28 protein-coding genes are annotated in these 23,618 nt (G+C 65.5%); 14 read left to right on the top strand and 14 right to left on the bottom strand.

The annotated features are described in order from the left end of the window. Window positions 1-471: 471 nt before the first annotated feature. The gene (locus GQS65_RS19660; RefSeq protein WP_158206325.1) at window positions 472-993 is read left to right on the top strand and encodes a hypothetical protein; all 522 of its coding nucleotides are present in this window, start codon (window positions 472-474) and stop codon (window positions 991-993) included. Between the two features lie 41 nt (window positions 994-1,034). Here GQS65_RS19660 and GQS65_RS19655 read toward each other — a convergent pair whose 3' ends face one another. The 6 genes from GQS65_RS19655 to GQS65_RS19630 all read right to left on the bottom strand — a co-directional run bounded on the left by GQS65_RS19655 (window position 1,035) and on the right by GQS65_RS19630 (window position 7,232). Next, on the bottom strand, window positions 1,035-1,715 hold the full coding sequence (locus GQS65_RS19655) for a hypothetical protein (RefSeq protein WP_158206324.1): 681 nt from the start codon (window positions 1,713-1,715) through the stop codon (window positions 1,035-1,037). Then, window positions 1,712-2,779 carry a hypothetical protein gene (locus GQS65_RS19650; RefSeq protein ID WP_158206323.1) on the bottom strand — a complete coding sequence of 356 codons (1,068 nt, stop codon included), beginning with the start codon at window positions 2,777-2,779 and terminating at the stop codon, window positions 1,712-1,714. The genes GQS65_RS19655 and GQS65_RS19650 overlap by 4 nt, the downstream gene beginning before the upstream one ends. A gap of 83 nt (window positions 2,780-2,862) precedes the next feature. Beyond that, window positions 2,863-3,885, bottom strand: coding sequence for a tyrosine-type recombinase/integrase (locus GQS65_RS19645; RefSeq protein ID WP_158206322.1), 1,023 nt, complete (start codon window positions 3,883-3,885; stop codon window positions 2,863-2,865). Between the two features lie 230 nt (window positions 3,886-4,115). Beyond that, window positions 4,116-4,673, bottom strand: coding sequence for a metal-dependent hydrolase (locus GQS65_RS19640; RefSeq protein WP_158206321.1), 558 nt, complete (start codon window positions 4,671-4,673; stop codon window positions 4,116-4,118). A gap of 142 nt (window positions 4,674-4,815) precedes the next feature. Next, entirely contained in the window at window positions 4,816-5,292 is a 477-nt protein-coding gene (locus GQS65_RS19635) for a hypothetical protein (protein WP_158206320.1), read from the bottom strand. A gap of 119 nt (window positions 5,293-5,411) precedes the next feature. Continuing rightward, a complete protein-coding gene (locus tag GQS65_RS19630) occupies window positions 5,412-7,232 on the bottom strand; it encodes an SLC13 family permease (RefSeq protein ID WP_158206351.1) in 1,821 nt (606 codons plus the stop codon). 333 nt (window positions 7,233-7,565) lie between these two features. Between GQS65_RS19630 and GQS65_RS19625 the strand changes: the two genes are divergently transcribed. Further along, entirely contained in the window at window positions 7,566-8,324 is a 759-nt protein-coding gene (locus tag GQS65_RS19625; RefSeq protein WP_158206319.1) for a hypothetical protein, read from the top strand. Window positions 8,325-8,345: 21 nt separating this feature from the next. Here GQS65_RS19625 and GQS65_RS19620 read toward each other — a convergent pair whose 3' ends face one another. Beyond that, a complete protein-coding gene (locus GQS65_RS19620) occupies window positions 8,346-9,083 on the bottom strand; it encodes a ferredoxin--NADP reductase (RefSeq protein WP_158206318.1) in 738 nt (245 codons plus the stop codon). A 137-nt stretch (window positions 9,084-9,220) separates the two neighbouring features. On the opposite strand from GQS65_RS19620, the gene GQS65_RS19615 reads away from it, so the two are divergent. Next, window positions 9,221-10,426, top strand: coding sequence for a metal-dependent hydrolase family protein (locus GQS65_RS19615; protein WP_368280372.1), 1,206 nt, complete (start codon window positions 9,221-9,223; stop codon window positions 10,424-10,426). Window positions 10,427-10,430: 4 nt separating this feature from the next. Here the strand turns inward: GQS65_RS19615 and GQS65_RS19610 are convergent, their stop codons facing one another. Both GQS65_RS19610 and GQS65_RS19605 read right to left on the bottom strand, forming a co-directional pair. Beyond that, window positions 10,431-10,826, bottom strand: coding sequence for a hypothetical protein (locus GQS65_RS19610; protein ID WP_158206317.1), 396 nt, complete (start codon window positions 10,824-10,826; stop codon window positions 10,431-10,433). Then, a complete protein-coding gene (locus GQS65_RS19605) occupies window positions 10,813-10,986 on the bottom strand; it encodes a hypothetical protein (protein ID WP_158206316.1) in 174 nt (57 codons plus the stop codon). Before GQS65_RS19605 ends, GQS65_RS19610 begins: the two co-directional genes overlap by 14 nt. Window positions 10,987-11,093: 107 nt before the next feature. Between GQS65_RS19605 and GQS65_RS19600 the strand changes: the two genes are divergently transcribed. Beyond that, window positions 11,094-11,531 carry a hypothetical protein gene (locus tag GQS65_RS19600; protein ID WP_158206315.1) on the top strand — a complete coding sequence of 146 codons (438 nt, stop codon included), beginning with the start codon at window positions 11,094-11,096 and terminating at the stop codon, window positions 11,529-11,531. Between the two features lie 26 nt (window positions 11,532-11,557). Here the strand turns inward: GQS65_RS19600 and GQS65_RS19595 are convergent, their stop codons facing one another. Continuing rightward, window positions 11,558-12,262: an SDR family NAD(P)-dependent oxidoreductase gene (locus tag GQS65_RS19595; protein WP_158206314.1), complete on the bottom strand. Its 705-nt coding sequence runs from the start codon at window positions 12,260-12,262 to the stop codon at window positions 11,558-11,560. Between the two features lie 76 nt (window positions 12,263-12,338). Here GQS65_RS19595 and GQS65_RS19590 point away from each other — a divergent pair, with 76 nt between their 5' ends. After that, window positions 12,339-12,950 carry a hypothetical protein gene (locus tag GQS65_RS19590; RefSeq protein WP_158206313.1) on the top strand — a complete coding sequence of 204 codons (612 nt, stop codon included), beginning with the start codon at window positions 12,339-12,341 and terminating at the stop codon, window positions 12,948-12,950. A gap of 82 nt (window positions 12,951-13,032) precedes the next feature. On the opposite strand, the gene GQS65_RS19585 is transcribed toward GQS65_RS19590, so the two are convergent. After that, entirely contained in the window at window positions 13,033-13,557 is a 525-nt protein-coding gene (locus GQS65_RS19585) for a deoxyuridine 5'-triphosphate nucleotidohydrolase (RefSeq protein ID WP_158206312.1), read from the bottom strand. Between the two features lie 247 nt (window positions 13,558-13,804). Between GQS65_RS19585 and GQS65_RS19580 the strand changes: the two genes are divergently transcribed. The 3 genes from GQS65_RS19580 to rimI all read left to right on the top strand — a co-directional run bounded on the left by GQS65_RS19580 (window position 13,805) and on the right by rimI (window position 16,922). Continuing rightward, a complete protein-coding gene (locus GQS65_RS19580; RefSeq protein ID WP_158206311.1) occupies window positions 13,805-15,781 on the top strand; it encodes an aconitate hydratase in 1,977 nt (658 codons plus the stop codon). Window positions 15,782-15,971: 190 nt separating this feature from the next. Beyond that, the gene (locus GQS65_RS19575) at window positions 15,972-16,391 is read left to right on the top strand and encodes a hypothetical protein (RefSeq protein ID WP_158206310.1); all 420 of its coding nucleotides are present in this window, start codon (window positions 15,972-15,974) and stop codon (window positions 16,389-16,391) included. A gap of 42 nt (window positions 16,392-16,433) precedes the next feature. Then, window positions 16,434-16,922 (top strand): ribosomal protein S18-alanine N-acetyltransferase, encoded by a 489-nt coding sequence (rimI, locus tag GQS65_RS19570; protein ID WP_368280371.1) that lies wholly within the window; start codon window positions 16,434-16,436, stop codon window positions 16,920-16,922. 24 nt (window positions 16,923-16,946) lie between these two features. On the opposite strand, the gene GQS65_RS19565 is transcribed toward rimI, so the two are convergent. The 3 genes from GQS65_RS19565 to gdhB all read right to left on the bottom strand — a co-directional run bounded on the left by GQS65_RS19565 (window position 16,947) and on the right by gdhB (window position 19,540). Beyond that, a complete protein-coding gene (locus GQS65_RS19565) occupies window positions 16,947-17,714 on the bottom strand; it encodes a class I SAM-dependent methyltransferase (RefSeq protein ID WP_158206309.1) in 768 nt (255 codons plus the stop codon). Window positions 17,715-17,912: 198 nt separating this feature from the next. After that, complete coding sequence (locus GQS65_RS19560) at window positions 17,913-18,089, bottom strand: hypothetical protein (RefSeq protein ID WP_158206308.1); 177 nt, start codon at window positions 18,087-18,089, stop codon at window positions 17,913-17,915. A 164-nt stretch (window positions 18,090-18,253) separates the two neighbouring features. Further along, window positions 18,254-19,540, bottom strand: coding sequence for a glutamate dehydrogenase GdhB (gene gdhB / locus GQS65_RS19555; protein ID WP_158206307.1), 1,287 nt, complete (start codon window positions 19,538-19,540; stop codon window positions 18,254-18,256). A 252-nt stretch (window positions 19,541-19,792) separates the two neighbouring features. Between gdhB and GQS65_RS19550 the strand changes: the two genes are divergently transcribed. Genes GQS65_RS19550 through GQS65_RS19525 form a run of 6 tightly spaced genes read left to right on the top strand, consistent with a single transcriptional unit; the run spans window position 19,793 to window position 23,591 of the window. Next, window positions 19,793-20,293, top strand: coding sequence for a DUF5810 domain-containing protein (locus GQS65_RS19550; protein WP_158206306.1), 501 nt, complete (start codon window positions 19,793-19,795; stop codon window positions 20,291-20,293). Window positions 20,294-20,351: 58 nt separating this feature from the next. Further along, window positions 20,352-20,792 (top strand): DUF5809 family protein, encoded by a 441-nt coding sequence (locus tag GQS65_RS19545; RefSeq protein ID WP_158206305.1) that lies wholly within the window; start codon window positions 20,352-20,354, stop codon window positions 20,790-20,792. Beyond that, on the top strand, window positions 20,789-21,253 hold the full coding sequence (locus tag GQS65_RS19540) for a hypothetical protein (RefSeq protein WP_199268513.1): 465 nt from the start codon (window positions 20,789-20,791) through the stop codon (window positions 21,251-21,253). Before GQS65_RS19545 ends, GQS65_RS19540 begins: the two co-directional genes overlap by 4 nt. Continuing rightward, on the top strand, window positions 21,244-21,828 hold the full coding sequence (locus tag GQS65_RS19535; protein ID WP_394351466.1) for an NUDIX hydrolase: 585 nt from the start codon (window positions 21,244-21,246) through the stop codon (window positions 21,826-21,828). Before GQS65_RS19540 ends, GQS65_RS19535 begins: the two co-directional genes overlap by 10 nt. Window position 21,829: 1 nt before the next feature. Continuing rightward, window positions 21,830-22,999 (top strand): MFS transporter, encoded by a 1,170-nt coding sequence (locus tag GQS65_RS19530; RefSeq protein ID WP_158206303.1) that lies wholly within the window; start codon window positions 21,830-21,832, stop codon window positions 22,997-22,999. A 40-nt stretch (window positions 23,000-23,039) separates the two neighbouring features. Further along, window positions 23,040-23,591, top strand: a complete 552-nt coding sequence (locus GQS65_RS19525; RefSeq protein ID WP_158206302.1) for an NUDIX hydrolase — start codon at window positions 23,040-23,042, stop codon at window positions 23,589-23,591. The last annotated feature ends 27 nt before the right edge of the window (window positions 23,592-23,618 follow it).

Here is a 23,618-nt window from a genome sequence, read left to right as displayed (position 1 = left end):
GTAGCTGAGTACTCTATACTGATGGGCCACAGTAGCCAGTTGATTGAAGCCCGAGCAGGTTTCGCCAATCTGGGAATTCAAAAGTTGTAGTCCACCTCTCGCGGTTACAATAGGCTAGGTCGCTAAAGTGATGTGATACCCACCACAACCTGAACATACATGGGTCCTCATTAACGAACCCGTTTAAGCGACTGGTAGACTGAATCAGTTACTTTCTGTAGCGAGGAGGAATCGATATTTGCCACTCGCCACCGACTGTGTGTTGGCCTTCCATAGAACAGGCGTCATTCCCTGATTGCATCACCCCATGGTTCATCTGTTCAACGATTTCCCCTCGGTGGTGACTTCGCTCGTGAAGCATCTGCTTTTCCGGTCGCGTTGCCACGATTGAAGACTGATTGGTCTATTGTGAACCGAAAGAAAATTGGCTATGATGTGATGTTATTACGCAGACCGCACAACCATGACGAAATGGCAGGGCCTGACCTAGTCACGGTTCTTGTATCAGCAGGCGTCTCAGCCATACTCTCGTTCGGGATTGCACTCTGGAAAACAAATAGGGCCCGGTCCCAAGAACGAGAAGACATTCTGGAAGATTGGTACGGGCAAACACTTGCCCTTTGTACCCTGATAGGGTGGGAGTTGATGCGGGTTGACAATGAGATTGAGATAAGTTCTAGACGGGGTAACACATCGTTCACAGATCTCAATATAGACGATGATGATACATCTCATGAACTCCAACTGGTTGATCAGCTTGTATTTGAACTCTTCCGGCATGCAGGCAGTGCTCCCCACGAAATTCAACCAGCTTACATAGGCCAGCAGGAGAACACTCCTGTTGACGACATCAGAGATTTCGTTTCGAAATATTTACAAATAGAGGTTGATGCTGCTGTTCTTGACCCCACTGTCGGAGATGTCGTAAATGAATGGTGTGAAGAACTAGAAGATCTCCGATCGATCTGCCTCACACAATTGGAAAGAGACTAACTCAACGCCCCGCTAATTATCAAATTCTACCCTGATGGAGGTCACACGGTCTGTAGTTCCAAGCTCCGGGGGGATTCAGTCCGTCCATTCAAATAATCATCTATCGATGTTTCGTTTTCTCTTATCGGTGACCGAGCACCAACAACTACCGGCACAGCGTGCGGGCGGGGGCTCCACCAACCAGCAGCATCCGCGCAGACTGCACCAATTATCTCCGAGCCAGTTCTGTCAAGAAGCTCCTCGTAGATCTGTTCGACACGCTCGGTGTTCGGATTGTCGACTCGATCTCTGAGGTAATCCATGACGGTCGTGTTTCGGGCCTGAATCATGTCCCTGAGATTCGCTACGACCCGAAATGGGTCCTTATCCGTATGATTTTCCATGAGTTCCGCTTGGAGAGTTTCAACACCATGCTCGAGTCCCGCCGGAACCTCCCCGCTTAACCCTGCCTCTATCACATCGATTGTTATTGTTGATTCAATGACTCTTGAAACATCTTCCGGGTCGCTAGAATCATATTCTGCCTCAGATAGTGCTTCGCATAGTGAACGGTATGCTGCATCACGTTTGGTGAGGAGATCCTCAGCGATTTGCTTGACTGAATCGGAAGTTACTTTTTGATTTTCACGGTCACGTAGGTACTCAAGTGCAGCTTCTTGCAAACTCGTACCCTCTACTTTAGCCGCGTCTGTGGCTAGCGAGGCACAGAGAAATGCAGTCATTCAGTCGAGATTTGTCCAGTGGTATCCAAAATCGCCGCATCAATTTGGGTGACTGCATCGCCGTTGAGATCTACCGTATTATTGGTGGCTTCAGCCCCTATGATCTCTTGTTGCCGAAGCTGGTCCCGAAAGTTTCGGAGTTCTTCCTCCCAAGTGTTTTTCTTCACATCAATCGAGTCTCTCGTATAGGTTCGGAAGGCTTCTCCAGCAGGCTTCTCCCCATCGTTTGTTTCATATGACATCCAATGGGCAGGCCAAGTCCACACATTTGCTTGATACGTAGACCAGAGTCGGTTAATTGGAGCAACGCTACTGGGATCAAGGAAGTCTTGGCCCTTCAGCCACTCCAGTACCATCTTGACAAGATGCATGAAGCTGAGAACATGGTCAGCAGCCGCCTCAGAGATACGTTCTGCTCTGTACAATGCTGACCTGAACCGGTTGTGTACCTCCTCAAAATTTTCCCAGTATTGATTCACCCGCTCGTCTGTCATCGGGGTCGCCTCTGTTATCGACTTCAAATCTGCCAATAACTGCTGAGTTTTTACGTTCAATTCGTACAACGATCGGAACGCAGTAGGCGCATCACTATGATATAAGTCCAGCAAAAACTCAGTCAGAGAGATCTCGCTGCTGAAATATGAATCCTGCCTGATTAAATTTCTAAAGAAATGCATGAACTCGTATGGGCTGAACATGGAATGCTCACGGCTCTCATACTCATCTCTAGCGTACCGTCCGAGTGTTTTTGGAGTAATATTACTCGTCAGGAATGCTGGAATGGGTACTGATGGCCCGTAACGAAACCAGGTATACAATACCGGGAGTTCGCTGTTGTTGGGCATTTCCCTAGTTGCTCGGTAAACTGCCTTGTTCACCCAGAGCAGCCCCGGGTCCACGCCAATGACCCTATCATCATCCTGGACCGTGTCTTCGAATGAAACTTCCTCCTCACCCAATGCAAGCTCAAGCCCGTCGTGCATGTCTCTCACCGTGTTTATTCCAGGCTCGCTCGCACATTCGAAATAGGAGAAGGACATCTTACTTGTGGTGTGGTAGTTCAATGTCGTCTCATAATAAAACTGTGGTACGCTAAAAATACCGATAATTCGTTACATTCTTATTTGTCGAAGTCATGCCTCTGCCCCTACATTCGAGTCCTGTCAAGGTAGTCTCTCCGTTGTTCCATTTTCGTGCGCTCGTCTCGTCGATCATAGTGCTTGTCGAGGATGCCCTGACTCACGTTGGCCCGGTCACTGATGACCTTATCTGGGGTACCCTCTTCCAGCGAGTGGGTAATCGACCCTCGCCGCATGGCGTGGGGAGAGACACTGCTGGGACATTTCGATGCCAGATCAACATCTGTACCGTCACAGGACTCGATGTCGCGGTCATGTGGGCAGCCGTCAGTGTAGATGCAAGGACGAGTGGCTCGATACGCGTATGTAGTGATTGTACTCGCGCCAAGACGACCACGCAGTGTCGCCAACAACGGTTGACGTCCGTGCTCGTCTTCAACACTGGGACGCTGGTCGGCGACCCAGTCGTCCAGTAGCGTACACATCTGCTCAGAGAGTGCGACCAGACGCTCGCCATCAGCCTTGTTCTTCAGGGGCGTGCCTGTGTCGGGCCGGTGAACAACCTCGAGATACCTCTCATCGGTGTGGTAGTCCTCGACGTCGAGCGCGCGAGCAGACCCCCGGCGCATCATGGTGTGCCACAGGAGTGCGAGGGTAACGTGTTCGAGTGACGCGTAGTGGTACTTCTCGTGGTATGAGAGTACCGCGGTCGCTCGGTCGGCGCTGAGCATCACATCACGAGAGTCGTCAGATGTAGCGAGGCTGGGTGACTGGACCTTCGTCGAGAGGTCGGCATCAACGGCCTCGATCGACTCACACCACCGGATGAAGACGCGAAGGGTCTGCATCTGCGTCTTCTCACTGACGCGATTGAGATCGCCATCGTTCCGCCGCCAGATGCGGAACTCGTGGAGCTTGCGCCCCGTCAGATCGTTCATATTGCCGATTTCCTCCAGTTCGCACCAGCGCAGGAACGCGCGCAGGCGGGAGCGATGGGTCTGGAGTGTACTGGCGGCGACCTCGGTCTCACGTTGTCCGAGGTACAGTTCGACGGCGCGGTACGGTTCGATCGGTTCGAGTGTCGTGGTCATGGCTGGTCCACGAACCGACGACGGCACGAGGAGTTCGTCATGGAGCCGGACGGGGTGCGTCGGCTTCGCCATCGACGCGAACCAGTCCCCTCCGTGCTCGTTGTTCGCTCCTCACGTCCGTTCCTCGCTGTTCTGCTCCGAGCGTTCACGCGAGGAGCGAAGCGGCTACGACGGAACCGAACGGGTGAGTGAGCGCGGTTCGAACCCCTTCGGAGGGGTCTCCGTGGCGTTCAGGCGGTGTCGGTCATCGCCCGCCGACTCGGCCGGCCGTGTGCGAGATACCAGAAGGCGAGGTTCCCGACGATACCGGCGACGAACAGGCCGATGGTCGCCCAGAACGACTTGTAGTAGAGGACGTCCATGTAGACGATCGGTCCCTCGACGAGCGGCCAGAGCGGTTCGATACGGGTCGAGGTGTCCGGTGCCGAGAGCATGTCGGCGAAGACGTGGGCGACGCTCGCCACGAAGACGCCGACGACGCCGAGTCCGATGGCGTGGTCGGTCGCCTGCTGTGAGAACCAGTCGGTGCCGCCGAACAGTCGGCGCATCGCCAGTCCCAGCAGTGGGCCGACCAGCGCCGCGCCGGCGGCGGCGAACAGGAGGGTGTGGAAGACGCCGTGGTGGTGGATGCCGTCGAACCCCTGTAACACCAGGTCGACGTCGGGGAGCATCCCGAACCAGAACGCCGACCCGAGGAACGCCAGGCCGGTTCGCTGGTCGTCGATGAACAGCCAAGCAGGTGAGAGCCAGAGTAACGCCATCCCGAGGTGACCGAGTACGTCGACCATGGCATCGCCAACGACGGCCCGACGGATAGTCTCTCGCCCCGCGAACGGTGTCTGTCGGGCGTGACCGCTCGTGGAGCGAGGTCGTCTCGGACGGTGGTGTCGAAAGAAGCGGTGATCGTGGTCGGTGTTCGCGGTTCGCAGTCTACCGCTCGTCGAGGTCGCTGGCTTCGGTGTCGGTGATCTCGAGACCGTCGTCGTCCCGACGCGAGCGACGGACGGCCGAGATGGCGACGGCGGCGATGCCGACGAGGAGCGCGACGGTGCCGACGCGGCGACCGGTACGCCGGGCGTCGGCGAGACGGGCCGACAGCGCCGTTCGGCGGCGGTGTTCGACGGTTGCGACCAACTGCTGGCCGTCCTCCGTCTCGACCGTCGAGAGGTCGGTGATGGTCTCGCCTTTGTGTGCGTCGATGTCGAACGACTCGGCGAGCGTGCCCGTCGCGTCGCCGAACGAGATGGCGCGCTCGCCCTCGAACGGTTCGTCGTTCTCGTCCTCGCTGGCGACGTCCTCCTCGACGTCCGCGGTGACGCCGGGGTCGACCGATTCGGCGTCGACGTCGTCGTCCAGTTCCTGTTCGTCGCCTTCGCTTTCGATTTCGATGTCTACCGTGTCGGACATACCCGCAGGGAGTACCGACGTACGCAAAAGCCTGATGGCAGCCTGTGCCGTCCGTTCACGGCGGGGTGACAGTCTCTGACGACGAACGTGGGGTCGACTCCACCACCCTCCGGACCCGGTCAGACGGTGAGGCCGCGGAACACGACGATACCGACGACGGTGACCACCGAGAGAACGAGTTGGAGCAGGCCGCCGACGCGTGCGTAGTCGGTGAACCGGTAGCCCCCCGGCCCGTAGATGAACAGGTTCGTCTGGTAGCCGACGGGGCTGAGGAAGGCCGTCGAGGCGGCGAACGTCACCGCGAGGACGAACGCGAACGGACTCGCGCCGACGCGGACCGCGGCGTCGACGGCGACCGGTATCATCAACACGACGCTGGCGTTGTTCGAGATGACGTTCGTGATGAGGCTCGTCGCCACGTAGAACACCCACAGCACGCCGATGGCGGGGAGGTAGTTCCCGGTCAGCGCGACGAGCGCGCCGAGCAGTTGTGCGCCGCCGGTGTTCTGGAGGGCGATACCGAGGGGGATGACGCCCGCGAGGAGGAAGACGACGTTCCACTCGACGGACTCGTAGACCTCGTTGGGGCGGATGACGCCCGTGACGAGCATGGCGACGACGCCCGCGAGCGCGCTGACGACGATGTCGAGGAGTCCGAGGGCGGCGACGCCGACGACGGCGAGGACGATGCCGACGGCGAGCGGAATCTTCTCGGTCCGGTAGCTGGGCTGTTCGGGTTCGCGGGCGACGATGAAGTCGCGGTTCTCCGCGAGGCGGTCGAGGCTGTCGGGGGTGGTCTGGACGAGGAGCGTGTCGCCGACCTGGATGGTGATGTCCTCCAGTCGGTTGCGGATGAGTTCCCCCCGCGAGCGGAAGGCGAGGACGTTCGCGTCGTAGCGCTGGCGGAACGTCGAACTGGCGAGTGTCTCGCCGACGAGGAACGAGCCACGGGGGACGACCACCTCGACGAGCGCCGGGTCGATTCCCTCGTCGGTCTCGGTCAACTCGGCGTCGGTGCGGGGTCCACCGAGCAGACTGAGGCCGTCGGCGAGCATGAACCGCCGGAGGGTGTTCCGGTCGGCCCGGATCCGGAGGGTGTCGCCGGGTTGGATCTCCTTTTTCCCGAGTGGTTCGGAGAAGCGTTCGCCCCCGCGTTCGAGTTGCAGGATGTCGGCGTCGAACAGACGTTCGTCGACGGCCCGCGAGACGGGCATCCCCGTCAGCGGCGAGTCGGCGTCGACGACCACGTCGGTCAGGAACCCCTCTATCTCGTACTCCTCGACGTAGCCCTCCTCGGGCGGGACGCGTTCGGGTGTCAGGCGGTAGCCGATGGTCATCAGGTAGACCGACCCGACGGCGAGGACGAGCAGGCCGATGTCGGTGAACTCGAACACCGTGAACGCTCGGAGGCCGAGGCCGGCGTACTCCTCCTGCTGGCCGAGCGAGGCGACGGTCGAACTGGCGAGGATGTTCGTCGAGGTGCCGATGAGCGTCAGCATCCCGCCGAGCATGGAGGCGAACGACAGCGGCATCAGCAGTTTCGACGGGGAGGTCTTCCCCTTGTGCGCGATGTCGGAGACGACGGGGACGAGGATGGCGACGACGGGCGTGTTGTTGATGAACCCCGAGGAGATGCTCGTCACGCCGATGGTCGCCGCCAACTGGCGACGGCGGTCGGTCCCCGCGAACCGTGCCATCCGGCGGCCGAGTATCTGGACCGCGCCCGTCTTCGAGACGCCCGCCGAGAGGATGAGCATCGCCAAGACGGTGATGGTCGCGGGGTTCGAGAACCCCGACAGCCCCTCCTGGACGGTGATGTCCGTCAGCGGCCCGAGGACCATCAGCACCACCGCGACGAGCAGCGCCGTCACGTCGATGGGGAGCAGTTCCGTGGCGAAGAGGACGAGTGCGAGCACCACGACGCCGAACACGACGAGCATGCCCGTCGTGACCGGCGGTATCGCTACGGACGACTGTGTGAGTGGTGCCGCGTTCACGACCCGTATCTCGCGCGGGTCTCACGTTAAAACTCCCCTCTCCGGACTGGACTGTCGCCGTGACATCTCTCGCCGGCGACCTATCGTCGCCGAGCACTGTCCTCGGTAATATACATAGCCCGACTCACAGTTCTGAGTTCCGCTATGTAGCGGTGACGCCGATGGAGGCGTGGTCGTGAGTCTGTGATACGTCCGGAAACGGACCAGCCCGGAAACGGGCGTTGGCACACACATCATGGCACACGAACTGGCACGCGAACCGGGTGAGAGACGGCGATGGGGCTGACCCGTCGCTCGTTTTTCCTCTCCGTCGCAGCGCTGGGTTCCGCGAGCGTGACCGGCACGACGCGCCGCGAACCCGAGACGGAGGTGAACGTCAAGATCTGGTTCACCGAGCAGGCAGCGAACTACGACGTCTGGGAGACGCTCCGCGGACACGTCGAGCGAGCGTTCGACCCGGCCCGTGAGGGCGTCGTCGTCGAACACGGCGGCACCGTCGACGCGTCGAGCGAGAACGCATACGAACTGGTCACGGGCGGCGAGTGGCCCACGATGCTCGCCCAGGGTTCGGTCGGCGGCCCGACGGCCCCGGCCGACGACGTCAACCTCCTCGTCACCGCGCGGTCGATGCACGAGTTCCCGACCGGGGCGGGAATTCCCCACGTCGCCGCGGTCGGCGGGGCCGAGGCGCTGGCGGACCTCCCGCCCGTCGAGGACTGTCCCGAGGTGACCGGCTGGTCGAACTCCGCGTACGCCCTGCAGGTCCTCCTCCACGAGTGCGGGCACGCGCTCGGTCTCGACCACGAGGACGGCTACATGGAACCGGTGGGCGAGCATCTCGTCGTCAGTCCGATGGTCAGCGGCTACCCCTGGGAGTCCAAGGACGTCCGCGAGGAGCAGTTCGACACCGACCGGGGCACCTGTGGCTGTCAGTTCGTCCGCCCCGACGGCCGCGACCCGCGGTTGATGCTCACGTTCGCGGAGTGCGAACGCGAACGGATAGCGGCGTACGACGGCGGTTACGCACCCTGGTGAGGGGGTCCGACTCGGACCTCGCTACTCCTCGACGACGCCGTCCTCCCAGCCCTCGGTGAACACCCGGTCGTCGGGTGCGCCGAGGTCCGCGAGTTCCTCTTTGGTCTCGACGACCATCTCCGGGACGCCACAGACGTAGACGTCACGCCCGTCGACCGACTCGAACACGTCGTCGAGGTGGTCCTGGACGTGACCGATACGGCCGTCCCAGTCGTAGTCCGAGTCGGAGAGCACGAGCGTGTAGTCGAGGTTCGCGTGCTCGCTCGCCAACTGTTCGAGCGTCTCGCGGTAGATGACGTGCTCCTCGTCTTTCTCACCGTAGAGGAACTGAACGTGCCCCTCGCCGACGTCGAGGTACCGCTTGAGCATCGCCATCATGGGGGTGATGCCCGTCCCCGTCGAGACGAACGCGACGTCCTCGTCGGGGTCCTCGACGGAGAGGTTCCCCTCGAACTCGCCGACGGTGACCGTGTCGCCGACCCGGCGCTGGTGCATGTACGCCGAGGCGAGGCCGTCGTCGTAGCGCTTGACGGCGAGCGTCACCTGGTCGCCGCCGGGCGTGTTGGTCGCGGTGTAGGGCCGGACGACGGTGTCGCCCGGGTCGGCCGCCCCCTCGGTGCCCTCGCCGTCGAACTCGAACTGGACGGTGGTGTGCTGGCCGGGGTCGAACTCGAACTCGTGGTCCGGTACCCGCAGGCGGAACTGCTTGACTGTCGGCGTCAGGTGGTGCGCCGCGACGATTTCGGCCTCGTGAGACATGGAGGAGAAGCTACACGCGGCCGCCGTGTAAGACTGTGGCCGGACGCTGCGGATTGCCGGCGACGGGCCAGCGAACCGACTCGGGAACGGACGACTCCGGTAGGTTCATGCGCTCTCCGGTCGGCCCGTGACAACACGTGACAACTATCGACTGCGGGACGCTCGTCGACGGGATCGCCGACGAGCCACGACACGACGTTCGCCTCCGACTCGCCGACGGGCGCATCGACGCCGTCGGTTCGCCCGACGACGTCGACGCCGACGACGAGCACTACGACCACGACGTGGTGATTCCGGGACTCATCGACGCCCACGTCCACCTCGCGGGCCTGCGCTCGCTAGCTCCGATGGCGTGGGTCACCGAGGACGTGGCGACACTGACCGCCCGCGCGACGGCCGACTGCCGGAAACTCCTCGCGGCGGGGTTCACGAGCGTCCGCGACGTGGGGAGCGCCACCGGTCTCGGTCTCAAGCAGGCCATCGCCGAGGGGGAGATTCCCGGCCCACGAGTCTACACCAGCGGCAAGAGCATCTCCCAGACCGCCGGTCACGGCGACACCCACTCCCTCCCGCTGGAGTGGGTCGCCGACAACTCCGGGCTGGCGACGCTCGCCGACGGCGAGGACGAGTGCCGGAAGGTCGCTCGCCAGCGCATCCGCCAGGGTGTCGACTGCCTGAAGATCATGACCACGGGCGGCGTCCTCTCGGAACTGGACGCCCCGGACCACAGCCAGTTCACGGACGCCGAGATTCGTGCGTTCACCGAGGAGGCGGGTCGCGTCGGCATCCCCGTCGCCTCCCACGCCCAGGGGACGCCGGGTGTCGTCAGCGCCCTGGAGAACGGCGTCGACACCATCGAACACGGCTTCTACCTCGACGACAACGCGCTGACCCTCTTTCACGACCACGACGCGACGTTCGTCCCGACGCTCGCCATCATGCACCGCATCGTCGAACACGGTGCGGACCACGAGATGCCCGAGTGGGGCCTCCGGAAGGCCCGCGAGGCCTACGAGGCGCACGTCGACTCGGTCCGGCGTGCCTACGAGGCCGACGTCCCCATCGCCCTCGGGACGGACTTCATCGGCCCCGCGCTCGTCCCTCACGGCGAGAACGCGCTGGAAGCGGAGTTGCTCGTGGACGAAATCGGCCTGAGCGAGATGGAGGCCATCGAGGCGGGGACGAGCGTCGCCGCTCGGACCGTCCCGGACGACGATATCGGGCGAATCGAGGCGGGCGCGAGGGCGGATCTCGTCGCACTCGGCGGGAATCCGCTCGACGACATCGCCGCGCTCCGGGACGTCGAGACGGTCTACACCGACGGCGAGCGGGCGGCGCTGTAGTTCGCTATCGGTCGGGGAGCGTCTTCGTCCACGTGTTCGCCGGACCGTCGAACGGGCGCTCGGTGAGGCGCACCGCCTCGATGGGCACCTCGTCGAGTCCCACGACGAGTTCGTACTCCCTGTCGTCGATGTCGTCCGTACACGTCGGCCCGGCCGACGCCTTCGACGTCGCGCCGACGACCACCCGAAGCTCGTTCTCGGCGGTCAGTTCGACCGTTTCGAGCGCGATGCGGTCGCAGGTGCTCGACCCGTACCGTATCCTGCTCGTGACGCTGAGGTACTCCGACTCCCCGCGAGAGCGAGCGAACGTCGGTGCCTCTCGCGGGGGTCGTCTCCCCCACCCGCTCGGGTCCCGCGTGAGAACGCAGTACGGGACCGCGTGGTCGTCACCCGTGTTCACGGTCGGCGGACAGTTCGGTGCGCCGGGTGGGTAGCGACGTCTCGTCGGTGGTGGTCGACGGTGGCGTCTCGTCGGTCCCCAGGGAGTCGGGCATCCCGAGACAGCCAGCGAGACCACACCCGCCGACGGCGAGCGCGGAGAGGAGGGCACGGCGGTTCATACCGAGCGGATCCTGCTGTTTGGTAAGTACTTTCGGGTGTGTAAACCGCCAGCCAGTGAACGTCCGGAACACGAACAACTACGTCGGTCACCCACGTGACGTGCCGTATGAGACGCCGTCTCGGACGCTGGGGCAAGAACAATCCGCGAATCGGAGCATCGGTCGGGTTACTCCTGGGTGTCGCACTCCTCGTCGCCGAGACACCGGTCGTACTCTGGTGGTTCCCGCTCGGATTCGGTCTCTCTGTGACGGCAGGTCTCGTGGCTCGACGGGCGCTGGGGTGGGGCGGTTCTGGCGACGACCCGCTCACCGGTCGTGGCGGTGGGATCACCATCGTACTGTTCACGCTGGCGATGGTCGTCGAGATGCTACTGCTGGACGTCCCGCTGGACCCGCTCGCGACCGTCGAGTCCGGAACCGACACGATGCCGGTCGGGTTCCTCTGGCTGTGTCTGCTCGTCATGTTCGTCGTCGGTCTGCTCCGGTTCGTCGACACGGAGGTCCCGTTCCTCACGACGAACCCGCTCCGAGACGACTCCCGGTGACGCGCCGGCCGAGCGCGCGCTTCGGGTCAGAACTCCTCGACGTGTGGTCGCACGTCGAGTTCGAGCGTCCACGCCGAACGGTCCTGTTCGACGAGATGCCAGTAGCTCTCGGCGATGGCGTCCGGGTCGAGATACCCCTCCTCGTCGGTGTCCTCGCCCCCGACGCTCGGGGTGCCGATTCCCCCGTCGATGACCACGTGCGCGACGTGGACTCCCTGCGGTCCCAGCTCCCGCGCCATCGACTCGGCCATCCCGCGACAGGCGAACTTCGCGGCCGAGAAGCCGACTGCGCCCTTCCGACCGCGCGTCGAGGTGGTCGCGCCGGTGAAGACGACGGTGCCTCCCACTCCCCCTTCGTCGTCGAGCATGTCCGCGACGGCCTCCTGTGAACAGTAGAGCGCCGCCTTCGGTCCGGTGTCGAGCGCTCGCTCGAACGACTCGTGTGTGACGTCGAGGGTGCCGTCCCAGCTCGCCGCGCTGGCGTGGTTGACGAGCACGTCGACGGGGCCGAACGCCTCCCGGACGCGCTCGAACCCCTCCCGAACCTGCTCGGGGTCGGTGATGTCGGCCGGCACCGCGAGCGCGTCCGAGCCCAGTTCGTCGGCGAGGTCGGTCAGGAACCCCTCGGAGCGAGCGAACAGGCCGACCTGACAGCCTTCCGTGACGAACCGACGAGCGAGCGCCGCACCGAGGCCGGGGCCGACGCCGGCGACGACTGCTGTGCGTGACATGCCGTCTTCTGTGTGCGCCAGGATGATGAGTTTCACCGACGACTATTTGTACACGAAAATGTGACAGTCTCACGAGATGGAAACGACCACAGTCGCCCTGCTCGGTGGTGCGGTGGTACTCGTCGCGGTCGTCGCCGGCCTCCTCTGGCGTCGGCGGTCGAGCGGCGCGTCCGCGCCGGCACGCAGACCACGAACTGACACGGCGGTATCGACGCGCGAGTCGAACGTGACGCCCGAACCGACGACGGCGTCGGCCGACGAGGACGCACCCCCGACGACCCGGCCGTCCGACCGGGACGAGCGTCCCACCGGCCTCGCGGCCGACGTGGAGAAACAGCTCTCGGAACCGGTCGGCCGGTCGGCGACCACGTCGACGGCCGACGACCCGGGTGAGTCGGGGAGTCTCGACGACCTCTGGGCCGAGTCGACCACGCTCGGAGAGGAGGGCGACGGCCTCGACGTCTCCGAAGCGCTCCTCTCGGAGGGGACCGACCTCGACGACTGGGAGGACGACGGTACCGAGGGAACCGCGGTAGGCAGCCAGAACGCGCCGCGTTCTGGCGACGACGGGACGACCGCCGGCGCGGACGGCCTGTTCGAGTCCTCCGGCGAGGCCGACAGCTACCGGGTCTCGACGCCCGACGACGACGCCGCGCCCGACGACGACCTGGACTCCCTCTTCTCGTAGAGGGGTCGGCCACGCCGACGGAACCGACGCGACTGTGTCGGCCTGCTCCTCGCAGTGCTCGCTCCCGTCGTCCCCCCGACACTCACTCGACGTTCTCGCCCTGGTAGTCGCCGTCGTAGGTTCCCTCGTGGTCCGCACGTGCGAACACCAGTTGTGCGATACGTACGCCGGCCTCCAGTTCGAGTTCGTGTCCGACCTGGAGCAGTCCCTCCCCGCGGCCCTCGTAGCCGGCGTCCCAGACGGCGGTGTTGAGCATCGCCGAGTTGCGCAGGAGCGACGACCGGGGGTAGACGAACCCGACGTGCTCTTCCGGGACACGGATGGTCTGCTCGTAGCGGACGACGTACGTGCCCGGCGAGAGTCGGTAGAGGCTCTCGTCGGGGCCGTGGTCGCCGTCGCTCCTCGGTTCCGACTCGCTTTCCTCGTCGAGACCGTCCAGCGCCGCCACGCGCCGTCTGTCGCCGATTCGCTTGCCGCCACGTTCGATTCGGCCCGGTTCGGTCTGCTCGAACACGGCGTCGAGGGTCAGGTCGAGGCCGTTCGGCTGAATCTGGGAGGGACGAACGGGGTCACACTGCTCGGCGACGAACGCGCCGCTTCGGAACATGCGCCACCTGACGAGGGCGCTCACAAGACGGTGCTGGTTCGCCCGCCGAGACGACCTCCGGACACGGCCCTCCCTATCGCGCCTCCGTCCGTCGATGGCGTTCACGGGTCAACCTCCGGAACGTTCGTGGAGAATCGCCGTTCTCGGCGGAGCGCAACCGACGAATTCGGTGGTTTTAGGCCGTCCTAACGCAAGCGTGGCCGGACACGGGTGATTTATATTCGTGGCCGGGCGACGTTCGGGTGATATGGGACAGACGCTTACCGAGAAAATCCTCGACGACCACCTCGTCGAGGGCGAACTCGAGACCGGTGAGGAGATCGGTATCGAGATCGACCAGGTGCTCACACAGGACACGACCGGGACGCTCGTCTGGCTCCAGTTCGAGGCGCTCGGACTGGACGAGGTCCAGACGGAACTGGCCGCCCAGTACTGTGACCACCAGACCTACCAGTTCGACTTCAAGAACACGGACGACCACCGCTTCCTCCGTTCGGCCGCGGGCACCTTCGGCGCTCACTTCTCTCGCCCCGGCAACGGTATCTGCCACAACGTCCACAAGGAGAACTTCGCCGCGCCCGGCAAGACGCTCCTCGGTTCGGACTCCCACACCCCGACGCCCGGCGGCCTCGGCGAACTCGCCATCGGGTCGGGCGGTCTGGACGTCGCCGTCGCCATGGGTGGCGGCCCGTACTACATCGAGATGCCCGAGGTCGTCAACGTGCGACTCGAAGGCGAACTCCCCGAGTGGTCCACCGCGAAGGACGTCATCCTCGAGATGCTCCGACGCCTCTCCGTGAAGGGCGGTGTCGGCAAGATCTTCGAGTACACCGGTCCCGGTGCGGACTCGCTGTCGGTGCCCGAGCGCACCACCATCACGAACATGGGGACGGAACTCGGCGCGACCTCCTCGCTGTTCGGGACGGACGAGAAGACCAAGGACTACCTCTCCCGACAGGGCCGTGAGGACGAGTACGTCGAACTCACGCCCGACGACGACGCGGCGTACGACGACGAGATCGTCATCGACCTCTCGGACCTCGAACCGCTCATCGCGTGTCCGTCGATGCCCGACAACGTCGTGCCCGTCGGCGAGGTCGCTGGCGAGACCGTCGAACAGGTCATCGTCGGCTCCTGTACGAACGGCGGCTACGAGGACATCCTCCCGGCCGCGAAGATGCTCGAAGGCCGCGAGATCAACAAGAAGACCGAGATGATCGTCGCGCCCGGTTCGAAGCAGGCCTCGGAGATTCTCGCGCGCGAAGGCTGGACGGCCGAGATGATGGCCGCCGGCGTCAACTTCTCCGAGGCGACGTGTGGGGCCTGCATCGGTATCGGCCACGTCCCCGCCTCCGACTCCGTCTCGCTGCGTACCTTCAACCGCAACTTCGAGGGTCGCTCCGGTATCGAGGACGACAACGTCTACCTCTGTTCGCCCGAGGTCGCCGCCGCTGCGGCGCTCAAAGGCGAAATCGTCGACCCGCGTGACCTCGCGGACGAACTCGGTGACCTGGAGGACCCCGGCTTCGAGATGCCCGACCAGTACGACGGCTCGAAGGCCGACCTCATCGCGCCCGACGAGGCCGTCGACGACGGGCTCATCAAGGGGCCGAACATCGGCGACGTCCCACTGAAGGACCCGCTCGACGCCCACCTCGAGGGCGAGGTCCACCTCAAGATGGACGACAACATCACGACCGACCACATCATCCCGGCGACCCAGGACATCCTGATGTACCGGTCGAACATCCCGAAGCTCTCGGAGTTCACGCTCTCGCGCGTCGACGACACGTTCGCCGAGCGCGCACTGGAGGGCGACGGCGGCTTCCTCGTCGCCGGCGAGAACTACGGCCAGGGCTCCTCGCGTGAGCACGCCGCGCTCTGTCCGATGTACCTCGGTATCGAGGGCGTCCTCGCACAGAGCTTCGCCCGCATCCACAAGGCGAACCTGTTCAACTTCGGTCTGCTCCCGCTGACCATCGACGAGGAGACCTACGGGAAGATCGAGCAGGGCGACGACATCGAGATCGTCGACGACGTGAGCGAGGCCGTCGACTCCGGTCAGGAGGAGTTCACCATCCGCGTGAACGACGACTGGGAGGCGACGGGCCACCTCGACGCCTCCGAGCGCGAACGCCGCATCCTCTCGGCAGGCGGCAAGCTGTCGCTGACCCGTCAGCAGTACAAGGACGAGGGAACCGGCGCGACGCCCGCCGACGACTAACCACGTTTTTCTTCGTCGGGTGCGCGGAGCGCACCCCTCCTCGAAAAACCTGGACGAGAAAGCCCGGACGCTCGCTTCACTCGCGTCCGGCGAATCGCGGCACACGGCGCCGCGAACTCTCTTTCATCTTTCTCCCCTCGGCGAGCCACGCGACCGAACCACCCAACTACCGACCGTCCAAACACCGAGCGTGAACGAGCAGCGACTCCGGAGATTCGCCGTCGGCGTCGGCGTCCTCCTCCTGCTGGAGGGGCTGGCGCTCGCCGTCGGGGTTCGACTGACCGACCCGTCGAACCCGTGGGTCTCGCCGAAGAACGACCTGCTGCTGTCGCTGGACCTGCTCGTCGGCGCCGTGCTGTGCTGGTTCGGGCGGCGAAGCGAGGTGGGCGAGTGGCCGAGCACCCTCGGGAGCATCCTGCTCGTCGCCGTCGTCGTCCACGGGTTCCGCGTCTGGGAGGTCGTCGCCGGTCGGTCCGACGCGTTCGTCACGAGCACGCCGCTGGTCGCCGTGACGCTCGTGAAACTGGTCGGTGTGGGCGTGGTGTTCGTCGCGTTCGCCCGGTATCGCGCCGACCGGAGGACCGCCGAGCGACTGGCTCGCGGCGAGTGAGGCGTCCCGACAACTCAAGCCCGTCCGGTCCGTGTGTCGGGTGTGACCACCACGCCGCCCGACGAGAGGGAGGCGGACCCGACCGTTCGGCAGGTCGAGCGGGCGGACCTCCTCGACGTCTACCGCATCGAGCAGTCGGTGTTCCCCCAGCCCTGGCCGTTCGAGGCGTTCGAGCGGTTCTGCGACGAACCGGGGTTCTTGGTCGCGGAACTCCGGACGGCGGACGGCCCGACCATCGCGGGCTACGTCGTGGCGGACCTCACGCCGAACTTCGGCCGGGACATCGGCCACGTGAAGGACCTCGCCGTCCGCGAGGAGTGTCGCGGCCGTGGACTGGGGCGACTCCTCCTCCGACACGCGCTCGCCTCGCTGGAGGCACGAGGTGCGACGGTGACTCGACTCGAAGTCCGAGCGAGCAACGACGGTGCCATCGCGCTCTACCGCGACCACGGGTTCCAGCACCGCCGGACGGTGCCCCGGTACTACGCCGACGGGGAGAACGCGCTCGTGATGGTCCGTGAACGGGGTTGAGACCGGCGGACCCGGACTCGCGTCTCACGTCTTGCCGAGCAGTGCCTTGTAGTAGCCGTCGCGGTGAGTGATCTCGGCGACGTGCCACGGGGTGCCGACGCAGGCGTCACGGAGTCGGTCCGGGGAGAACAGGACGAACGAGAGCGTCGGTCCGACGAGTCGTTCGTACCCGTCGTCCACTCCCCGGTCGTACTCGACGTGGAACGTCCGGCCGCAGACGCCCGCACGAGGGTCCGGCCGGTAGCCGCCGAACTCGTCGGCGGTCTCCTCGTCGATTCGGCTCGGGTCGTAGCTGTCGAGGAGCGCGACGGCGTCGTCGGTCGTGACCCGCCCGAAGTCGGCGAGGAGCGAGGAGACGCCGGCGAGCGACCCCGCGAGTCCGAGCTGCGTCCCGTTGCAGAGCACCGACGCGAACCGACTCGTCTCGAACGCCTCGGTCAGGTCGAACATGTCCTGCACGCGGGCGTCCTCGACGCCACGCTCGCGGGCCGCACGTACCGCGTTCGGCGAGACGTCGAACGCGACGGTCTCGAACCGTCGCTGGAACCCCAGCGCGTGGTGGCCAGCACCACAGCCGACGTCGAGCAGCGGCCCCTCGAACGAGTCGTACAGCGACCGCCAGCGCTCGTCGACGGTGTCGAGGTCGAGACCGGCACCCTCGTTCCCGAAGTAGTTCTCCTCGACGAACGCGGGCCACGTCTCCGCGCCGTCGCGGTGGATGGCCCCGCCCCGCAACCCACCACGCTGGAAGTCGAGCATCGCCGTCCCGAGTGCGTCCTCCGCGGACTCCATACCGTGAGTGCGTGTACCAACTGTAATAACTCTGTAACGAAACACGGTACCGACCCACGAACCGTGACCGTCCGCGGCGACCGGACGTCCGGTCTCGACGGAGCGGTACGACGTGGGGGGCCGGTGAGGGAAGTTACGCGGCTCACCACGAGAGCGGCCTCGACCGGGCAGTATCTCACCGCCGGCTGTCGGTTTCCCTCACTCGTTGGCTTCGGGGACCGCCGACTCGGCCTCGGGTCCGTCAGTCTCGCCGTCGGCCCAGTCGGCGTGGTCGGACAGGTCGTTCAGGTCGTCGGCGTCGACCTCCTCGAACTCGGTGCTGCTACACTCCTGACACGACTCGTGGGGCGTGACCAGTCCCCCCTCGGACCTCATCGCCGCCACTTCGTTGCCGCAGTCGACACACCGTGCGAACGTTCTCTCCGTTGTTCCGGTGAGCTCGTCGCTCATAGCTCGTCGAACGGTCGTGAGTACTCTCCAGAAGTAAGTGTTTCCGTCCCTTTCTCGCCGATAACCGACGAGTGTGGCGAAACGTCGACCTACGGCCAGAGGCCGCGGGCGTTGTGCGCGTCGACGACGCGCTGGAGGCCGACGACGTAGGCGGCGTCGCGCCACGAGAGGTCCTCGTCCGTGTCGAACGTCGAGCGGACGTCGTGCCACGCGTCGAGCATCTCCGTCTCCAGTTCCTCGTTGACGCGTTCGAGCGACCACGCACGGCGGTTGATGTCCTGCAACCACTCGAAGTACGAGACGGTGACGCCGCCCGCGTTGGCGAGGATGTCGGGGATGACCTGCACGCCGCGGCGCTCGAAGATGGCGTCGGCCCCGGTGGTCGTCGGGCCGTTCGCGCCCTCGACGACGATATCGGCTTTCACGTCGTTGGCGTTGTCCGCGGTGAGGACGTTCCCGATGGCAGCGGGGATGAGGACGTCCACGTCGAGTTCGAGCAGGTCCTCGTTCGTTCGGGTCTCGGGGGCGTCGTAGCCCGCGACCATGCCGGGCCGTTCGTCGTGGCCCATCACGTCACGCGTGTCGAGGCCGTCGGGGTCGTAGATGGCTCCGTTGACGTCGCTGACGGCCACCACGTCCGCGCCCCAGTCGTCGAGCAGTCGGGCGGCGTTCGCCCCGACGCTGCCGAACCCCTGGACGGCGACGGTGGTGTCGTCCATCTCCATGTCGTAGTACTCACACGCCTCGCGGGTGATGATGGCCACCGAGCGACCGGGGGCCTCCTCGCGGCCGTAGCTCCCGCCGATGACGGGGGGCTTGCCGGTGACGACGCCGGGGACCGTCTCGCCCTCCTGCATCGAGTAGGCGTCCATGAACCAGCCCATCGTCTCGGGGTCGGTGCCCATGTCGGGCGCGGGGATGTCTTTCGTCGGCCCGACGACGTCGCGCAGTTCCTGTGCGAACCGCCGGGTGAGGCGTTCCTTCTCGCCCTTCGAGAGGGTGCGTTCGTCGACGACGACGCCGCCTTTCGCGCCGCCGAAGGGGATGTCCATCACGGCGCACTTCCAGGTCATCCACATGGCGAGGCCGATGCACTCCTCCTCGCTGACGTGGGGGTTGTAGCGCAGGCCGCCCTTGTAGGGGCCACGGACGCAGTCGTGTTGCGCGCGGTAGCCGGTGAACACCTCGATGTCGCCCGAGTCGCGTTCGACGGGGACGGCGACACGCTCGACCTTTCGGGGGTGTTTCAGGCGCTCGACGACGTTCGCGTCGATGTCGAGGTGGGCCGCCGCCGCCTCCAACTGGCGGCGTGCGGTCGTCAGCGGCGATTCGGACTCCGATTCGACCTCCTCGGGGACCTCTTCGGTCGTCGCCATCTCAGCGCCCCTCCGGTCGTGGCGTGGTGCGTGCAGGTCGACTCCCGTGCGTCCGGATGGCAACCGCCGCGTTGGCGGTGTTTCCATCGTTCATGCACTCCGCTATCTCGTTGATACATATAATATTAATCCATATATGCTATATTAACACAGTTCCGTGGTCACCGTTGCCGTGTCACGGACGAACGTGATGGATTCGGGTCGGCGCTCGCCGGACGCCACGGCTTTCCCGTTCGGCCCGCAAACGGTGGTATGGGATACGCCTGTCCGGTCTGCGAGACGCCACAGGCCGACGCACGCCACCTCGCCAACCACCTCGCGTTCACCGCGATGGTCCGCGGCGGCGACCACGGGGAGTGGCTGGACGAGCACCTGCCGGGGTGGGGGGAGGCGGGCGAGGCCGAACTCGCCGAGCGGGTGGTCGAGTTCGCCGAGGAGGAAGACTACCCGCAGCTGTTCGAGGATACGGTCCACCCCGACGGCGAACACCAGCACGACGACGAGCGGTCGGGGAGACTGTTCGAGGAGGGCGCGAGCCACGGCCGCGAAGGCGCGGGCCACGACCACGCACACGGTAGTGCGCACGACGACGCCATCCCTTACGAGACGAACCGGCCGCCACAGCGCCCCCGCGACGAGGAGACGAAGGCCATCTACGAGGAGGCCCGCGAGTTGACCGAGGCGATGCTGGCCGACGACGGTGACGACAGCGAAACGGACGACACCGAGACCGACGCCGGCGACGAGGAGTGACCTCGACCGGTGTCTCGCTTTCACGACACCTAACTATCGCGCTCTCGTAGTCCCGGCCATGGATACGGAGGGGTTGTTGGCCCCCGAGACGGCCGACGCGGCCCACGACCGGTACGCCGACCTCGCGAGGACGGCGTCGACGGTCGTCAAGGAGGCGGCAAAACGGATGGAGTTCGACCGCGCGGAGTTCGACGAGCGCCTGACGCCGGACGTCTACGCGACGGCTCACGACGCGCTGTTCGCCTCGCTGTTGGCCGTCCACGTCGGTACGGTCGAGGAGTTCGAGCAGTGGTGTGACGACCACCCCGACTACGAGCGCCACGTCGAGGGGAGCGACTCGGTCGACCACGTCGTCTGGCACCCCGTCCCGTTCGCGGAGACGGTCGTCGCGGCGACCTACCAGCACGAACGGGACGCCGCGGTCGGGACGCTCCGGCGGATCGCGTTCGGCCGCGTCTACCGCGAGGAACTGACCCGGACCGGCGCGAGGGTCGAATGAGGACGATAACGCGGAACTTCGTCCTCGGTCTGCTCGTTGTCCTCGTCCTCCTGCTCGCACTGGGTGCGCTCCCGAGCCTCCTCGGCTCCGGGGACCCCTACTACCTCGTCGCCGAACCGGTCACGAACGACAGCGTCGACCCCGACGCGACGGTCAACGCGACGGGGCTCTCCGAGCAACGGTTCCCGTACACCACCGCCGCGCTCGACTCGGGCCGCAGCGAGGCGTACTACGACGGGGCGTTCGGGTTCAAGGAGGCGTTCACCCACTCGCCGTTCGACGAGATAGACGAGTTCGAGGCGCGCAACCGCGACGCCGTCGAGAACCGCACGGCGTTCGTCACACGCGGGAACCAGACCTACCGGCTGGACCTGGTTCGCGGCCCCGGTGGAGCGGACGGTCCGCCGGTGCCGACACCGAACGCGACGGGGACGCCCGCCGCCACGGAGGTGTGGCGATGATTCCCGACGACTGGACGTTCGTCGAGTCCGTCCCGGAGTACGAGACCGGCTGGTACACGGGCGGCTACGACCGGTATCGCCAGCCGGACGGCACCGAGAAGGACTACTACTGGGCGGAGTTGCCCCCGGCCGTCGTCGTCGTCGCCCGCGAGGGAGCGGAGGTAGTGATGGTCGAGCAGTTCCGACCGGCCATCGAACGCTACTGTCTGGAGCTACCGGCGGGAATCGTCGAGGACGTCGATTCGCCGAGCGGGTCGCTCGCGGGCGGTGAAGACATCGCGCCCGAGGCCTACGAGTCCGCGGCGGCCCGTGAACTCGCCGAGGAGACCGGCTACCACCCCGAGGAGACGCTGTTCCTCGACTCGTTCTGGACCTCGACGGGCGTCCTTCGCCACCGTCGGGGTATCGTCTTCGCCACGGACCTGACCGAGACCGACCGCGCACTCGACACGAACGAGTTCATCACCGTTCGTCGGGTCCCTCTCGACGGGTTGCTCGCTCGCGTCCGTGAGGACCCGGCGAACGACGCGACCATCGAGGGCGTCCTGCTCGCCCGCGCCGACGGCCTGCTCTGACGTGCCCCGACTCACCGACGACGGGAAGGGCACCATCCTCGGTACCGTCGCTGCCGGGTGGTTCGTCGTCCTCGGGATGCGCTTCGTCGTCCCCGCACTCCTCCCGTTCGTCCGCGAGGAGTTCACGTTCAGCGGTACCGTCGCGGGCGTCGTCGTCAGCGTCGTCTGGCTCACCTACGCGCTGATGCAGTTCCCCGCCGGTGCGATGGTCGACCGAATCGGCGAGCGGCCGCTCATCGCCGGCAGCCTCCTGCTCGGCGGGGTGAGCATGCTCGTCTTCTACGTCGCTCCCAGCGTCGGCGTCTTCGTGCTGGCGTGTGCGCTGTTCGGGTTCGGGACGGGGCTGTTCGGCTCGCCACGGGCGACCATCCTCACCCGGACGTTCCGCGAGAACGACGGCGTCGCGTTCGGCGTCGTCCTCGCCGCCGGGTCGCTCGGCGCGGCGGGCCTCCCCATCGTCACGACGTGGGTCACCGAGGCGTGGGGCTGGCGGAGCGCGTTCGGTCTCGTCGCCCCGCTGTTTCTCGTCCTCGGCGTCGTCTCGTGGCTCACGCTCCCCGAGGACGGGGCGAGCGGGGCCGTGGACGTCTCCGTCGGTGCGGTCCGTGACGCCGTCGCCAACCGGGCCGTCGTCCTCGCCGTCGTCGCTATCACCGCCCTCCTGTTCGCGTTGCAGGGGCTGACGGCGTTCCTCCCGACGTACCTCGTCGAGCAGAAAGGAGTGAGCGAACGGACGGCGGCCACCGTCTACGCGCTGTTGTTCGTCAGCGGCGGGCTCTCCCAGTGGCTCGCCGGCAGCGCCGCCGACCGGTTCGGCCACCACCGCGTGTTGCTCGTCGTCTCGGCCGTCTCCGTCCTCCCGCTGGTGGCTCTGCCGTTCGTCGACGGCCTCCTCGCGCTGTCGGCCGTCGCCCTCGCTCTCGGCGTCCGACTCGCTACGGGGCCGGTGTCGAACGGCTACATCGTCCGCCTGCTCGCCGAGGAGGTCCAGGGCACCGCGTGGGGCCTGCTCCGGACGACGTTCTTCGTCGTCGGGTCGCTCGGCTCGGTGGTCGTCGGGGCGATGGCCGACGCCCAGTTGTTCGACGCCGCCTTCCTCCTGCTCGCGGCGCTGACCGGGTTCGCGGCCGTCGTCTACGTCTTCTTGCCGAGACGCTCACAGGCGCTCTGAGCGACGAAAGCTACTCGGCGCTCGTCGTCGGACTCCGTGCATGGCCGAGGACGCCCCGGCGTGGCCCGTCGTCGACTCCCGTGTCGAGTACGAGACCCCGTACTTCGCCGTCCGGCGCGAACGGGTCGAACAGCACGATGGGACGACGGGCGAGTTCTACCACCTCGACATGCCCGACGACGTCGCAGTCGTGGCACTCGACCGGACCGACGACGGGTCCGAGGAACTCGTCCTCGTCGAGCAGTACCGTCCCCGCCTCCGCGCGACGACACTGGAGTGTCCGGCCGGCGGGACCGACGGCGAGACGCCACTGGCGGCGGCCGCCACCGAACTCCGGGAGGAGACGGGCTACCGTGCCGGCCACCTCGAACACGTCGGCTCGACGTACGTCTCGGGCTGGCAACGGAACCGCCTGCACGTCGTGTTCGCCACCGACCTCACACCGGGCGACCCGGAACGCCACTCCGGGGAGACGGACATCACCGTCCACCGTCGCACCGTCGCCGAGGCGTTCGACCACGTCCGGACGACGCAGAGCGTCTCGTGGCTGTCGCTCCCGCTGTTTCTCGCCCGCGAAGCGGGTCACCTCTGATGGCTCTCCGGGAGCTTAAGCCGTCGG

Source organism: Halomarina oriensis, from assembly GCF_009791395.1.
Lineage (GTDB): Archaea > Halobacteriota > Halobacteria > Halobacteriales > Haloarculaceae > Halomarina > Halomarina oriensis.
Note: the sequence above shows the minus strand (reverse complement) of the source record. Positions and strands in the feature narration are given on the sequence as shown.

Excerpts from the sequence above, each read along its gene's own strand:
- GQS65_RS19585 (WP_158206312.1), bottom strand. The coding sequence starts at position 13,557 with ATGTTCCGAAGCGGCGCGTTCGTCGCCGAGCAGTGTGACCCCGTTCGT.
- gdhB (WP_158206307.1), bottom strand. The coding sequence starts at position 19,540 with ATGGCGACGACCGAAGAGGTCCCCGAGGAGGTCGAATCGGAGTCCGAA.
- GQS65_RS19590 (WP_158206313.1), top strand. The coding sequence starts at position 12,339 with ATGGAAACGACCACAGTCGCCCTGCTCGGTGGTGCGGTGGTACTCGTC.
- GQS65_RS19600 (WP_158206315.1), top strand. The coding sequence starts at position 11,094 with ATGAGACGCCGTCTCGGACGCTGGGGCAAGAACAATCCGCGAATCGGA.
- GQS65_RS19625 (WP_158206319.1), top strand. The coding sequence starts at position 7,566 with ATGGGGCTGACCCGTCGCTCGTTTTTCCTCTCCGTCGCAGCGCTGGGT.
- GQS65_RS19640 (WP_158206321.1), bottom strand. The coding sequence starts at position 4,673 with ATGGTCGACGTACTCGGTCACCTCGGGATGGCGTTACTCTGGCTCTCA.
- GQS65_RS19560 (WP_158206308.1), bottom strand. The coding sequence starts at position 18,089 with ATGAGGTCCGAGGGGGGACTGGTCACGCCCCACGAGTCGTGTCAGGAG.
- GQS65_RS19630 (WP_158206351.1), bottom strand. The coding sequence starts at position 7,232 with ATGCTCGTCGTGTTCGGCGTCGTGGTGCTCGCACTCGTCCTCTTCGCC.
- GQS65_RS19550 (WP_158206306.1), top strand. The coding sequence starts at position 19,793 with ATGGGATACGCCTGTCCGGTCTGCGAGACGCCACAGGCCGACGCACGC.
- GQS65_RS19580 (WP_158206311.1), top strand. The coding sequence starts at position 13,805 with ATGGGACAGACGCTTACCGAGAAAATCCTCGACGACCACCTCGTCGAG.
- GQS65_RS19525 (WP_158206302.1), top strand. The coding sequence starts at position 23,040 with ATGGCCGAGGACGCCCCGGCGTGGCCCGTCGTCGACTCCCGTGTCGAG.
- GQS65_RS19620 (WP_158206318.1), bottom strand. The coding sequence starts at position 9,083 with ATGTCTCACGAGGCCGAAATCGTCGCGGCGCACCACCTGACGCCGACA.
- GQS65_RS19635 (WP_158206320.1), bottom strand. The coding sequence starts at position 5,292 with ATGTCCGACACGGTAGACATCGAAATCGAAAGCGAAGGCGACGAACAG.
- GQS65_RS19660 (WP_158206325.1), top strand. The coding sequence starts at position 472 with ATGGCAGGGCCTGACCTAGTCACGGTTCTTGTATCAGCAGGCGTCTCA.
- GQS65_RS19545 (WP_158206305.1), top strand. The coding sequence starts at position 20,352 with ATGGATACGGAGGGGTTGTTGGCCCCCGAGACGGCCGACGCGGCCCAC.
- GQS65_RS19595 (WP_158206314.1), bottom strand. The coding sequence starts at position 12,262 with ATGTCACGCACAGCAGTCGTCGCCGGCGTCGGCCCCGGCCTCGGTGCG.
- GQS65_RS19655 (WP_158206324.1), bottom strand. The coding sequence starts at position 1,715 with ATGACTGCATTTCTCTGTGCCTCGCTAGCCACAGACGCGGCTAAAGTA.
- GQS65_RS19645 (WP_158206322.1), bottom strand. The coding sequence starts at position 3,885 with ATGACCACGACACTCGAACCGATCGAACCGTACCGCGCCGTCGAACTG.
- GQS65_RS19605 (WP_158206316.1), bottom strand. The coding sequence starts at position 10,986 with ATGAACCGCCGTGCCCTCCTCTCCGCGCTCGCCGTCGGCGGGTGTGGT.
- GQS65_RS19540 (WP_199268513.1), top strand. The coding sequence starts at position 20,789 with ATGAGGACGATAACGCGGAACTTCGTCCTCGGTCTGCTCGTTGTCCTC.
- GQS65_RS19565 (WP_158206309.1), bottom strand. The coding sequence starts at position 17,714 with ATGGAGTCCGCGGAGGACGCACTCGGGACGGCGATGCTCGACTTCCAG.